8 protein-coding genes are annotated in these 14,490 nt (G+C 37.3%); 4 read left to right on the plus strand and 4 right to left on the minus strand.

The genetic code is table 11. The annotated features are described in order from the left end of the window. Positions 1-415: 415 nt before the first annotated feature. Positions 416-2,608 (plus strand): outer membrane beta-barrel family protein, encoded by a 2,193-nt coding sequence (locus J1905_RS02915; protein WP_214225694.1) that lies wholly within the window; start codon positions 416-418, stop codon positions 2,606-2,608. 22 nt (positions 2,609-2,630) lie between these two features. Here the strand turns inward: J1905_RS02915 and J1905_RS02920 are convergent, their stop codons facing one another. After that, positions 2,631-3,383, minus strand: coding sequence for a tetratricopeptide repeat protein (locus J1905_RS02920; protein ID WP_214225696.1), 753 nt, complete (start codon positions 3,381-3,383; stop codon positions 2,631-2,633). Between the two features lie 2 nt (positions 3,384-3,385). Further along, entirely contained in the window at positions 3,386-3,955 is a 570-nt protein-coding gene (locus J1905_RS02925) for an RNA polymerase sigma factor (RefSeq protein WP_214225697.1), read from the minus strand. Between the two features lie 176 nt (positions 3,956-4,131). On the opposite strand from J1905_RS02925, the gene J1905_RS02930 reads away from it, so the two are divergent. From J1905_RS02930 to J1905_RS02940, 3 genes are all read left to right on the plus strand, one after another. Continuing rightward, positions 4,132-5,115, plus strand: a complete 984-nt coding sequence (locus tag J1905_RS02930) for a hypothetical protein (protein ID WP_214225699.1) — start codon at positions 4,132-4,134, stop codon at positions 5,113-5,115. A gap of 94 nt (positions 5,116-5,209) precedes the next feature. Further along, entirely contained in the window at positions 5,210-7,249 is a 2,040-nt protein-coding gene (locus J1905_RS02935; RefSeq protein WP_214225701.1) for a PKD domain-containing protein, read from the plus strand. 33 nt (positions 7,250-7,282) lie between these two features. Further along, positions 7,283-10,009 (plus strand): CHAT domain-containing protein, encoded by a 2,727-nt coding sequence (locus J1905_RS02940; RefSeq protein WP_214225703.1) that lies wholly within the window; start codon positions 7,283-7,285, stop codon positions 10,007-10,009. On the opposite strand, the gene glgB is transcribed toward J1905_RS02940, so the two are convergent. After that, complete coding sequence (glgB, locus tag J1905_RS02945; protein WP_214225705.1) at positions 9,954-11,861, minus strand: 1,4-alpha-glucan branching protein GlgB; 1,908 nt, start codon at positions 11,859-11,861, stop codon at positions 9,954-9,956. The two genes, J1905_RS02940 and glgB, sit on opposite strands and share 56 nt — an antisense overlap. Further along, positions 11,861-14,317: a glycoside hydrolase family 31 protein gene (locus J1905_RS02950; protein ID WP_214225707.1), complete on the minus strand. Its 2,457-nt coding sequence runs from the start codon at positions 14,315-14,317 to the stop codon at positions 11,861-11,863. The genes glgB and J1905_RS02950 overlap by 1 nt, the downstream gene beginning before the upstream one ends. Positions 14,318-14,490: the final 173 nt, after the last annotated feature.

Below are 14,490 nucleotides of genomic sequence, written 5' to 3' on the forward strand. Positions count from 1 at the left end.
AAAACTTATTGAAAGTTTAATTTATAAACACAGCGATTATGCTGATTTATTTTATGACATAAATAAAAAATAACTAATAAATTAGTTATAACAACTAAATAGTTAGTTATATTAGCTTTTACAAAACTTAAGCTTCACTTATGCTCCTATTTTCAAAATTTAGCCCAGCCCGATTTTTCATTATTACTTCCTTACTATTATTAATGAGTCAACATCTAAAGGCTCAGTCTAAAGCGTCAAATAAAGGCACAATAAAAGGTTCAGTGACTGACGAGAAGAAGATTACCATTCCTACGCCTCATTAATACTAAAAAATCAGGCCGACTCTTCTATTTTTAGAACTTCTATTAGCGACCAAAATGGAACATTTACAATTGAAGGTATTAAAGCAGGATACTACTTTTTAGAGGTAAAAATGATGGGTTACGAAACCCTTACCAAAACAGAACTTGGCATCACGGAAAACACTTCAACAATTAATACCGGTTCGCTCCAATTAATCCCAACTGCAACTATGCTAAACGCAGTCACCATAAAGGCGACTAAACCATTTATTGAAAGAAGAGCTGACAAAGTAATCATCAACATGAATGACGAGGTGAGCACAGGTTCATCAACCTTAGAAGTGATGGATAAACTACCTGGAGTACAGGTAACTCCTGACGAACGTATTAGTCTGAACGGCCAATCAGTGCAGATTTTCATAAATGGAAAAGCTACTCCCCTATCTTCCGAAGCATTATCTGGTTTGCTGAAAGGTATGTCGGCCAAGGGCATTGAAAAAATTGAACTAATAGCCCACCCTTCTGCAAAATATGACGCAAGTGGTGGTGGCGGTATTATAAACATCATAAAGAAAAGAAACCATAGCGAAGGTTTAAGTGGAAATGTTATTGCAGGCATAGGCCAGGGCAATTTTGGCAAGCACAACGCAGGACTAACTCTTAATTATAAGACCAACAACATCAACATACTATTTAATCCAAATTACTCCTTCAATAAGTATTCTATTGACTCTAAAATTGAATCTAATTTTCTAAATAACAGCGTTGGTAACTCACAAACTTCATCTAATATTTCGAGCATAAGAAGTAACAGGATTTATACCCCAAACCTTGGACTTGATTTCTATCTATCAGAGAAAACCACTTTATCCGCCTCGGCCATTAAGGAGGTTCAACTGTTTAATAAAAACGCGACCTCTTTTACCGAACACTTCAGTATAGAACAACCAACGTCTAATAAAGAAGATTTTTTAGATCTTGTAAAAACAAGAACAGAAAACTTTAGTTCTGGCCTTCATTTAATACATAAAATTGATACCTCCGGAAGAGAATACACTGTAGATTTTGATTACTTTAATTATTTGAATAACTCGGATGAAAATTATACCATAAAAAAATACGGCAGTTCAGCAGATCCGGTTGAACCTTCACATTCGCTACTAGAACAGCAGCGTAAGTTTGATGTTTATGCTGCAAAAGCAGATTATTCTCATCCTTTAACAAAAACTGCACATATAGAGGCTGGCTGGAAATCAAGCTACGTGATCTCAAAAAACAACAATGATCTTCTGACGCTGGACGAAACCACAGCTGATATTTCGAATACTCAGAATGATTATTTTAAATATTCTGAGAACATCAATGCACTGTATACAACATATGGGAATTCAATTAAAAAACTCTCTTATAACATTGGACTCAGGGCAGAAAGCACCTGGGGAAAAGGCAAGCAAATTTATACAGGTGAACAATTTACGAAAGAATACATTCAACTATTCCCATCAGTTTTCTTTGATTATAAATTCAACAAACAGCACAGTTTAAACCTAACAATGAACAAAAGCGTTAACCGCCCTACTTATGAAAACCTAAATCCATTAATCCGTATTATCAATTCCAATAACTACACACAAGGAAATCCAAAATTATCTCCTTCGGTTTCTTACAATTTTTCGCTAACCCATTCATTTAAAAATGCATTGTCTAGCATGATTGAATATAGACGAACGCTAAAGGATTTCACTAGTTTCTCTTCATTGTACAATGAGGATGGCATTACTACAACAGCCCCAATAAATAATAATTACAGTGAATATATTGGTCTGCATGTTGCGTTTAATAAGCAAATCAACAAATGGTGGTATGCCGGGACTTTCTCAAATATGTACAAGATTTCGTTTAAAAGCAGTGTAGACGGCATTGACATAAATAACTCAGGGAGATTAAATTTTACATTTGATACCTATAACAATTTTAACATTACGCGTGATTTCTCATTACAAATTCTGTTCAGATATCGTGGAAAAATTCAGGAGCGCAATATCACCAACGACCCTTATGGGTATTTGGTAGCCGGAGTAAGACAGAGCTTGTTTGGGAAAAAAGCAACCTTAGCTTTTAACGTAACCGACATTTTTAATACTTACAAAATCAGGTACAACCAAAATTCGCCTTTTATAAGACAGGTATGGCAAAATAAATATGAGACCAGAATTGGTAGATTATCTTTCACCTATAATTTCGGAGGAGCTATAAAAAGAACAAAAACGGGGACTGGAGCTAATGAAGAAAAAACAAGAACAAACTTATCTGAAGGATATTAAAAAAATTGTACTGATGTACTCTTTACAATTTACTTGAAAGTTCCTTTGCTTTCTCATAATTAGCCGTGCCTTCTGGAATTTTCGACAACCAGTTTAAGGCGTCCTTTTTATTGTCTTGTTTTACATAACTCAATGCGATGTAATAAGCCGCATCGTATTTAAACGCAGATTCTCCTTCATACAGTTTTGCGAGCACTGTTCGTGCTTCATGCTCCTGAGAATTTTCAATTAATGTTATAGAAAAATAATAAGACAACAATGGATCCTGAGGGTTACTCATGTATTCCTTTTGCATTATTTTACGGGCCTTGTCGTAATCACCTGCGTTATATAACTCTGCAGCTTTAGCAAGCGCACCAGCACTATCTCCGCGCTCTGCGACCGACATTTGTCTGCTAATGGCGTATTTACCATACAGGCCTGATGACCATGGTGCCCAGACAAACAAGCCAAGTACTAAAACTGCAGCTACACTTATCCATTTTAAATATGATTTAAATGAGACCACCTTAACCTCATTCTCAACCACGGGCTCTATTTGGCGGGTCTCTTTAAAATATTTTTGATTTAAGTCAGAGAGTGTTGCTGCAACCTTTTTATCAGCTACTGAAGGAGCAATCTTAATCTTCAATGTTTCATGAACATCATTATATTCTGCTACTAAATTTTGTAGTTCAGTATCTTTTTCAAGCTGGGCCTCAAACTCCTGTTTTTCCTGAAGCTCCATATCACCTTCAAGGTAACGCGCAACAGTCAGTAATTTTTCCTCATTCATCTTTATTCTTCTATTTTATTAGCTTTCACCATCATAATAAGAGAAGCCATGCATTCAGACTTTTTCTTACGCAAATAGCCATAAGTAACACCAAGGCTTTCGGCCACCTTTTCTTGTGCCTCTCCCCTCATACTCCAGGTAATGATCTCCTTGCAACGCTCTCCTAATTTCTCAAAGACTTTAAGAAATAGCTGCGATTGCTGTTCCTGACTTTGCAGATAATCTGCATTGGCAAAAGTATCTTCTCCGATATGTAATAAATCATCCTCATTATTTGTTACCGGTAGAATTGCTCTTTTCTTTATTTCATTTAACCATTTACGTTTGCAAATCAACAAGATAAAAGGTTCGAATGGACAAGTAAGTTCCAATGACTTGTATTTTGCTTGTCGGTAAACATCCATCAGTCCTTCCTGAAATATATCCGCAGCATCATCGTCACTCCCGTTATTAAAGTTGATCCATGACTTGATCTTTCCTGAACAATTCTTATAAATCTCATTGATAACAACAGTATCATTGTTTACCAACCCAACAAGATAACGCTGATCTGAATGTATTTTTTTGGCCATTGACGGATTATAGTAAATGATATCGCCTCTAATTTAAAACTTCTTTTTATAGCCCGCTAATAAAATATTTAAACATGGGGGTAACAAATTTAATGTGTTGCTGATATCTATTCAAATCACCCTATGGCGTACGCTGAAAAGCCCGAAAAGAGTAAGCAACTATAAAATTAAAGACCATGAAAAAGTTCAACTTAACATCAGCATTATTTATTGCATTAATTTCATTAACGATTGCCTGTAAAAAGGATAGTCCAATTAAAACTGGCTCAATAAATTCCGCTAAAGAATTTATGGAAAAGTTTGGAGCACAAAAACAAGTAAATCAAATAAACGCATCTGCTCTGCCTAAAACAATAACGCTTTTAAATGGATCAAAAATTACATTTCCTGAAGGATCATTAACTAAAGGAGGAGTTGCTGTAACCGGAAATGTATCTGTTGAAGCTTATGAAGTACTTAAAAGAAGTGATATTTTATTTACCGGGGCCAACACTAATCATGCTTCCGGTGCTCCATTGGCATCAGATGGTTTTATATTTATAGATGTAAAATCTGACGGAATTAGTGTAGATCAAAACCTGGCTGTACCGGTAAAAATCTCTATCCCAGCTAAAAGAGATGGGACTACACAACTTTGGGTTGGCGTGGACCAACAAGATAAGCCGCTAGTGGCAGGCAACAATAACCAAATGGCATGGCAAGCTCCCGGTAAACAGAACGACAATATAAAAAGAGAAGTACCTGCTGTTGAGAATGCATTTACCTTCGATTTCGGAAATCTTGGATGGATTAACTGCGATGTATTTTACAGCAACAATAATCCAAAAACAACTGTAACTGTAGAAGTTGCAAATAATCCTGGCGCTATGGCTACTTTCCGTGGATTTAACGGAGAAACCTTCGTTTTCTTTTGCGCAAAAGGCAGTAATGTGGCGGCACAATTATACACACCTAATGGACCAAGTAAAGTAAAAAGCTATGATAATATGATGCCAATTGGTGCTGAAGGTCGTATGCTTGCTTTTTCAATTAAAGATGGAAGATACTATTATGCAGCTATAGAAACTACCATTAGTGCCAATCAAAATGTGGTACTTACTTTAACTGAAACAACAGAAGATGCTATACAAACTGCCATCAATAGTTTAGATAATTATTAATACTTATCTACAAATACACAAATGAGATAAAGCACCTAAACCCTGCTTTATCTTTTTTTATTATTTATAAAGTTAATTGCTAATTTTATTACAGATGAAGAAATTAATTTACCTGCTCTTTTTGATCTCTGTTGGAACTGTGATGGCACAAACACAACCTTTACCATTAAAAGTTGTTCCGGCAGATACTGTACCGGCGGTGATTAATTATAAGGAGGAAAATGGTGTTGTTAAATTTAACTCAGTACTGCGCCCGTTAAGACAAATAGCTGGTGCTCCGGAGCCTTTCTACACCTACTTCTGGGAATTTGGTGATGGAAAGTTTTCATTTGAGAAAGAACCGGCACATATATTTACTGATACTCTTCTTCATAATGTGCGGTTATTTGCGACCAATAGTTATGATGATGGCAAACCACCTCCAACAAGACCTAAGCCATTAAAACCAGGTAGTTCCAAACCAACTCTTGCAGCGAACCAACCTAGTACTGAACCAATATTCTTTAAATCGGGGGGCTCGATTGAACTAAAAACTAACAACATGCCTAAACCTGGTGACGATATGATGTTGATTGTTGGTTATAAAAACAAACGGGAAAATGGAATCGCAAATTTGAGCGGTACGCTTTCTGTACTGTACAACGACAAAGAGTTCGAGAAAAACAATTTTGATCTGGTAGAAACCAGGGCTTATAATAAAGAGCAAAAAATTTCAATTGATAAACATGGTAGTTTTGCACTGCTAAAAGCTAATGCCACTAATGATGCTTATTATGCCTCTGTATCCGGTCCAAATGTTCAGGAAATTAACAATCTGGTTTTAGATGCCGAAGGCTCAGCACTCATCAAAGAAAAAATGGCTGCCTTTAGAAAAAGTGAAAGCTGGAAGTTTGAAAATTTAAAATCAGGTGAGGAAAAGTTTCTGTTCATGCAATTCAAAACTACACCTGAAATGATCAAAGACACCAACGCCACAATAAACCTTACCGGGATGTTTATACCTGACAATCCACTTGTATCAACTGAATTTTTCACACTGGAACTTCAAATTGTAGCCTCTCATGATCCCAATAAGATGTCGCTAAAAAACAGTCGAATGAATTATCGTTTTAGTGGTAAAAAGAAAAAATTGACCTACAAAGTAAGATTCCAAAATACTGGTAAAGGCCCTGCTAAAAAAGTTGATGTTGGCGTTGCTATTGCTGACGTATTGGATATCAACTCAGTTAAAATATTAGATTCCAAACCCAAAGTAATTTCATGCGACTCTGCCTACACCAACCAGAGTTGCATTGACACGTTACACACTACGGATAGTGTTCACTTTGTTTTTAAAAATATTTATCTACCTGGATTAAAACAAAAAGGTGTAAATGATGCCGATTCAACAATGGGTTATATTGAATATTCAATTGGATTTAAAGACAAGCCTAAAAAACTGCCTTTTAAAAGTGGAGCCGCAATTGTATTTGATAAAAATGAACCTATTTACACCAATAAATCAACAGGAAGATATAAAATGGGCTTATCTCCTGGCATTATTGTCGGTTATGGTTTTCCTTTTGAAAGTGGAAAAACACCTTTTGCAGGACAGAAAAGCATTACTCTTGGAGTAAGTATTGCTCCATACGCACCACACCGCTATTATTTACAAGCCGAGTTGTACATGAACTCTTATGCAGAAAAAGAATATCTGATAAAGCATACCCCCGGTGATGGAAGATTCATTGTAGTGCAAAATGCAAACGGTAAACGTGAAGAAGCAAAAGTTGATTATGTAGATAGTACAGCAGTAATTAAAGTGGTAAACATTAATATTGTTCCACTTCAGTTAAGGTATAACTTTAACAAATACATTGGTGCAGGCGCTGGTACACTGGTTTCTTTTAATCTGGATAAACAATACAAACCCTCTACAACTATTGCCGCTCAACTGCTTCAGTCGGGTGGGATTCATAAAGCAACGGAAACGTTTAAAAAGATTTCCAGTAGTTTAAATGATTTCCAAAATACACTATTTGCAGATCTGCAAGTAGGAAAAGTACATGTGGGTCCCTCTATTGGATTTCGTTACCTGTTCACTTTACAAAACAGCAATAACAGGTTAATTACTTATTTAACATGGAAGTTTTAGCTAAAAAAAGTATTTTAGCTAAAACGACCATTAATGAGAACCATTAAATTCTGGTACAGCATTTTTCTGATTCTTCTCGCATTTACAACATCGGCTGTCGCACAGATTCAGTCAACCATTCCTCAGTACATTGTTAAAACCTTAGATTCTCTAAAAAAAGCAGATAACCTTACAGATTGGCTATATACAAGAATAGATTATAGCATAATTAACCGCAGGCAAAGTTTGCCTTTTCTAATGAGCACACAAAAGGCTTCATGGCGCAAGGCTCTCTCAGTTTCTGAGCGCGAAGCATGGCTAATACTTTTGAGCAACCAAGGCTACAACCAATTGTTTTCAGGCTATATCCTCGAATCTATTAACTGTTATGAACAGGCGTATAATTACTGCATAGACAACAAACTAAATATTGAAAGTATTACAGACTATGTACTAAAACCCTGGGCAAATAACTATACCCGTTTAGGTGATTACGAGAAAGCCATATTTCTTCAACAAAAGCTACTTGACATCGCGTTAAAGCAAAATGACAATGAACTAATCGCTTCAGTTTACAACAATATGGCTATTTCTTATCGCTCATTAGGAGATTTCAAAAAGGCCAAGGAATGTATTGAATCTGGCATTAAAAAAATCGCTCCAACATCAACCTTAAATATCCTGCTAGACAATACTCTGGCCGATATCTACAAGGATAAAAATGATATCGTAAATGCCGAAAAAGCGATAAACAGGAACATCATCAGGCAAAAAAAACTTAAACAGGATACTCAAACAGCATACTGGCTACTAAGCAGTTATAGCTCTGCCGGAGATATTCAACTAGCTAAGCAGAACTTTAATTTAGCTCAAAATTATTATCAGCAAGCTTTAAAGCTGAACGAGAGTTACTACAAAGGAAACAGACTTAGGGAGAAAGCATATATCATCACCCAGTTGGGGACAATTAAACTAAACCAAAAAAATGGGAATGAAGCCTTAAACTATTTTAATCAAACCTTAAATACCCTTGGATTAATAGGTAGAGACAAAAAAATCAGGAAAGAAAGGATTTATGGAGATAATCGTCTGGTAGATGTTTTTTATCAAAAGGCGATGGCTTATTTGCTCTTAGGAAATGAAACTGAATCATTAGATAACATCAGGTTATCCTTAGTTGCTGCCGACAAAATTCGATTTGAACTGGCTGATGTAAAAACAAAACAACGTTTTCAGGGGGAAATGAAACAAAAAGCAGAGAAAGCCGTGGCCATAGCCTTCAAGTTGTTGGGGAAAACGCAGGAACATCGCTATGCAGAAGTGATTGCTGATATTTTTGAGCAGACCAAAGCCCGCACATTACTGGATGACATCAGAAGAAATCAACAACAACTAACGATTCAAAATAAGGATACGCTATTTGCTTACAAACAAACACTGGAACGCGCAATTGCATTTAATGATAAGGAACTGCTGCAGGATCCGAAAGACATTAAATCAATCGGTAAGAATAATGCAGAGCTTAAGTTTAAACTAGAATATGTAGAGAAGCAATTGAGAGAACGTTATCCTGCATTAAATATAGCTACTGATACTAAAGACTACACTTCGTTGAAACTTTTGAAGCAGCTGCCTTTGAATACACATTTCATTGAGTACTTCTGTGGTATGGATCATATTTATGCATTGGAAATAAAACATGGCCGGGTTAAGCATGTAAAAAGAATACCCAATGCAGATGGCATTAAGAAATTGATAACTGACTTTGCTGATACCTATTATCACAATGGCCCCACAGCAATGATGAATCACCCTAAAGATTTTTTTACTACCTCTAATTCAATTTATACTACCCTATTGGGAGGATTTGATTTAAAGAAGAATGAAAAGATTATTCTGATCCCCGACGACTTTTTGGGTTATCTATCTTTTGATGGCCTGATTACTGATGATAAATATAGCCCTTCGATCTCTGTCTGGCCTTATCTTATTAAGAAAATTACCATCTCTTACGCCTTTTCCATTCAGACCTGGTTAAACCAATCGCAGAAGAAAACTCAGGAAAACAAAACCTTTTCAGGTTTATTTATTACCCATCAAAACAACGACCAACAAAGCATACCTGCAGTTGCCAAAGAGGCCAAAGCTATAGAAAAGATTGTCGCAGGCAGTTTTTTGACAGATGAGGATGCCAGTGTAAAAAACTTCTTTAAAGCATTTGATGAATCAGCTGTACTCCATATCAGTACCCACTCTTACCTCTCAGGAGCTCAACAAGAACCTACACTTGCTTTAAACGATGACCAGATATTTCTATTTGAGTTATCTGCAAGAAAATATGCCCCAGCCCTTGTGGTGCTTAGTGCCTGCCGAACCGCCGATGGCATGATGGCCGCCGGAGAAGGAATTATTAGCTTAAACAGAGGCTTTACAGCCATAGGCACACAAGGTACCATTGCCGGCCTGTGGAATGTAAATGATGATGCTGCCGCTCAAATTACAGCAAACAGCTATCACAGTATCATTAAAGGAGAAGAGGTAGGCACAGCATTACATCTTTCCAAATTAAACTGGTTATCAGGCAAACGAAATACAGAACAGGAATACCTACCCTATTATTGGGATGCCTTGATTTACATGGGGTACGACCAAAAGATAGCACTACAGCCTGCAGGCTTCTCCTGGACTCACTACACAATAATCGGTGCAATTATAATAGCACTCCTTACTTTGCTTGTTTTAAAACCAAGGCTCCTAAAGGCGGGATATTTAAAGAAATAGAATATTCGCGGCCATGGCAGGTCTCATTTAGTGGCAATAATACTTCAATATTTAACTTCCCACTTCCAAAAAACTCTTTGGCATCCGTACTAAATATTTCCTTCCATTTTGCTTTAAATGGCAAACCAACGAGATAGTTTTCGCGATAAACCGGGGTAAGATTAAGGATTACAATAAGTGTATCTTTAGCCTTAGTTCCTTTTCTAATGTAAATGTAAACAGAGTGTTGTGCATCATCGGCATTGATCCATTCAAATCCTTCATGCGAAAAACTGTGTTCATACAACGCAGGTTCAGATTTATACAGGTTATTAATGGCCCTTACCGTTTTCTGCATCCCTAAATGAGGAGGATGTTGTAATAAATGCCAGTCTAATGAGTTTTTGAAATCCCATTCGTGGGTTTGAGCAAACTCATTTCCCATAAAAAGCAACTTAGTGCCAGGCTGAGTAAACATGTAAGCATAAAGCACACGCAGGTTGGCAAATTTTTGCCACTCATCGCCGGGCATTTTATAAATCATCGAAGACTTTCCATGCACCACCTCATCATGAGAAAAAGGCAGCATAAAGTTCTCGCTAAAGGCATAAGTTATGCTAAAAGTTAGTTGATGGTGGTGAAATTGTCTGTTGATCGGATCGTTTTTAAAGTACTTTAAAGTATCATTCATCCAGCCCATCATCCACTTCATTCCAAAACCAAGTCCACCGGCAAATACAGGATGTGTTACACCCGGATAGGTACTGCTTTCTTCGGCGATAGTATGTACTCCTTCAAAAGCGCCATAAACGGCTTCATTAAGGTCTTTTAAAAACAAGGTTGCACCGAGGTTCTCACTACCACCAAATTCATTGGTAGCTGCTTCTTCGGCTTTTCTTGAGAAATCAAAATAAAGCATAGAAGCCACGGCATCTACACGCAAACCGTCTGCATGGAATTTATCCAGCCAGTACATCGCATTACTGATCAGGAATGATCTAACTTCATTTCGATCATAATTGAAGATATAGGATTTCCAATCTGGATGAAAGCCTTTGCGCATATCTGCATGCTCATACAAATGAGTACCATCAAATTTGTAAAGCCCATGTGCATCTCCTGGAAAATGCGAAGGAACCCAATCCAAAATAACCCCAATATTGTTTTTATGCAGTTCCTCTATCAGAAACATTAACTCCTGTGGAGTGCCATGTCGGGAGCTTGCTGCAAAGTAGCCCGTAATCTGATACCCCCATGATGGGTAATATGGGTATTCCATAATTGGCATCAGCTCAACATGAGTAAAGCCCATATCCAATACATAAGGCACCAAGCTTGCTGCTATTTCTTTATAGGTTAACACCCTTTTTGGTTCTGATGGATCACGCTGCCAAGAGCCTAAATGCACTTCATAAACCGACATGGGTTTGTTTAATGCATTTGCTTTTGGGCGTTTATTGAGCCATGTTTTATCCTTCCAACTGTAATCTGTATCCCAAACAATTGAGGCCGTTCTTGGCGGATGCTCCCACTTTGTAGCAAAAGGATCACCCTTTTCTATGTTGCTGCCATCAAAGCCTATAATGGCATATTTGTAGACTTCGCCTTTACCGATGTTAGGAATAAATCCTTCCCAGATACCTGAAGAATCCAGCCGTCTGTTAAGCGGATGCGATGTTTTATTCCATTTATTAAAATTACCGGTAACATTTACTGCCTGGGCATTAGGTGCCCAGACAGCAAAGTAAGTTCCATCTGTTTTGTTGTGTTGTATGAGGTGTGCACCAAATTTCTCATACAACCGAAAATGCTTGCCTGAAATAAATAATGAGATATCAAAATCGCTAAATAAACTGTAGGCAAGTACTTCCATTAATTATAGATTTTTATTGTGGTGAAATTTTTATTTGATTTAAAACGTAAACAATTACGTTCATCTAAGGTATAATCTGTGATGTCAATATCATCAACCGTAATTTTATTTACATTGAACGGCAAACCAACAACATTGTAGTTGTACAACTCGTAATTAGGGGTATATAATCCACTTCTTGTTTGTTGAATAGTTAAAGCATATTGAGTTCCTTTAACGCTGAATTTTTTCTCAGAATAGATGTCTTGCTCGTAAGCAAAGGTATCTCCATGATCTTCAAAAAGGAATGAATTTACCTCATAATCAGCAAAGTAAACGTTAAGCAACACTTCATCTATGTCTTTTTCGCCAACATATTGCATTACAGGATATTCCGGAATTACCGAACCCGCTCTTACGAACAGCGGCATATGATCTAAAGGTGTTGCAATGCTGTGCTCACTCTCTCCAGTTAACACCTCATGCGTCCAGAAATTGTACCACTTTCCTTTTGGCAGATAAACCATACGAGAGGCTGCACCTTGCTCTAAAACAGGGCAAACCAATATTTTATCGCCAAAAGTAAACTCATCCTGACGGTATCCGTTACTAATATTTTCTTGCTCAAGCATCACCAATGGTCTTAAAATTGGGAAGCCATAACGGTGATGTTCCCAGAATACTGAATACAGATAAGGCAATAACCTGTATCTTAATTCAATATAAGTTCTGTTGATACTGGTATATGGTTCTCCAAAACTCCATGGCTCTCTTTCGGCAGTGTCACCGGCAGAGTGTGCTCGCATGAATGGCGAGAATGTACCCAATTGGATCCATCTTGTGAACAATTCCGGATCAGGTTCTCCACTGAAGCCACCTATATCTGTTCCGCAAAAAGGAACACCCGAAACAGACATACGCTGACATTGGATGTTACCGATTTTTAAATGCTCCCAGGTAGCCACGTTATCACCAGTCCACACACAACCATAACGCTGCATACCTGAATAACCCGCACGGGTAATGGTAAACGGACGCTTGTTGCGCATTAGTTTTTTCAGACCATCGTAAGTTGAGCGTACCATTTGCATACCATACACATTATGGGCTTTACGGTGCGAACCTCTATAACCATCATAGTTATGTCTTACGTCGTTAGGAAAAGTACCAGAACCAAATACAGCAGGTTCGTTCATATCGTTCCACACTCCGGCAACTCCTATATCTACCAATTCTTTGTATAAATTACCCCACCACTCTCTTACGGTTGGATTGGTAAAATCAGGGAACTGGCATCTGCCCGGCCAAACATGACCTTCCATAAAATAGTCATCACTTCGGCGACAGAAATAATTATTTTCTTTACCCTCTTTAAATACCCAGTAGTTATCGTCTACTTTGATACCAGGATCAATCATTACAACGGTTTTGAAACCATCATTTGCAAGTTCCTTGATCATTCTTTTTGGATCAGGGAAATGGCTTTTGTTCCATGTAAAGCAACGGTATCCATCCATATAGTCTATATCCAGATATATGGCATCACAAGGGATATTACGCGATCTAAAGCCATCAGCAATTTCTTTAACCTTCTTTTCAGGATAATAACTCCACCTACACTGGTGGTAACCTAAGGCCCATTTTGGAGGCATTGGGTGAGTCCCTGTTAATGTTTGGTATCTTTTTACCACATCCATCATGTGTGGACCGTGGATATAATAATATTGCAATTCACCGCCATCTGCCCAGAAGCTGGTTTTGGAGTTGTCTTCTCTACCGAAATCGAAATAAGAACGGAAGGTATTGTCGAAGAAAATACCATAGGCTGCCTGCTGATTTACACCAACATAAAACGGGATGGTACGGTACAATGGATCTTGATCCCATCCAAACGAGTAAGCATCGGTATTCCAGTTTTGGAAATGACGACCTCTCAGGTTCATATTTCCTGACTTATCGCCAAGACCAAAGAAGTTCTCTTCTGTGCCACATTTTTTAGTAGCATACACATAATAACCACCAAACTCTATGTTTTCTTCCCAATGCATCGGTGTCGCATCTTCACTCATCACCATCTGATTCAGATTGTCGGTAAATGAGATGTGGAAATCATCCTTTCTTACTTTACAAGTAACGGTATTTGTTGATATGCTATAGTAGTCTGCGAGCTCTTCTAATTTAAAAGTAGTAACCTTTTGGTCTACCACCGGAACAGCATATGAGAAATCATCCAGAAAAACACCATGTGGTGCCAATCTCACTCTGATAATCTCATCACTTACTACTCTAATCTCAACTTTTGCGTCACCATCGGCAAAGAAAAATTTATTCCCAACAGTAGTAACACTTTGCACTGGACTAAGGTATTTTTTAACTATTGGTTTTATATCTGTAACCGGATTGTTTAAATGCTGAACTGGCTCCTCTACAATTTCTTTAGTGATTATATTATTTATTAATTCTTTATTATTTTCCATGAAAAAACGCTTTAGTAAAAATTTGCCCCCCTTTTGAGCATGTAATAGATCGTGTATTTTGTACAACTAAAGTGTTAAAATTTCTATTAAAACCAAAGGATTATTATCAGATAAAAATACAGGTATAAAAAAGGCCCTGACATTACTATCAGGGCGCTTTTATAAAACTAATT

This window comes from Pedobacter sp. B4-66, from assembly GCF_018492665.1.
Taxonomy (GTDB): Bacteria; Bacteroidota; Bacteroidia; order Sphingobacteriales; family Sphingobacteriaceae; genus Pedobacter.

Coding starts and splice junctions, on each gene's coding strand:
- J1905_RS02915 (WP_214225694.1), top strand. CDS start 416: ATGATGGGTTACGAAACCCTTACCAAAACAGAACTTGGCATCACGGAA.
- J1905_RS02920 (WP_214225696.1), bottom strand. CDS start 3,383: ATGAATGAGGAAAAATTACTGACTGTTGCGCGTTACCTTGAAGGTGAT.
- J1905_RS02925 (WP_214225697.1), bottom strand. CDS start 3,955: ATGGCCAAAAAAATACATTCAGATCAGCGTTATCTTGTTGGGTTGGTA.
- J1905_RS02930 (WP_214225699.1), top strand. CDS start 4,132: ATGAAAAAGTTCAACTTAACATCAGCATTATTTATTGCATTAATTTCA.
- J1905_RS02935 (WP_214225701.1), top strand. CDS start 5,210: ATGAAGAAATTAATTTACCTGCTCTTTTTGATCTCTGTTGGAACTGTG.
- J1905_RS02940 (WP_214225703.1), top strand. CDS start 7,283: ATGAGAACCATTAAATTCTGGTACAGCATTTTTCTGATTCTTCTCGCA.
- glgB (WP_214225705.1), bottom strand. CDS start 11,861: ATGGAAGTACTTGCCTACAGTTTATTTAGCGATTTTGATATCTCATTA.
- J1905_RS02950 (WP_214225707.1), bottom strand. CDS start 14,317: ATGGAAAATAATAAAGAATTAATAAATAATATAATCACTAAAGAAATT.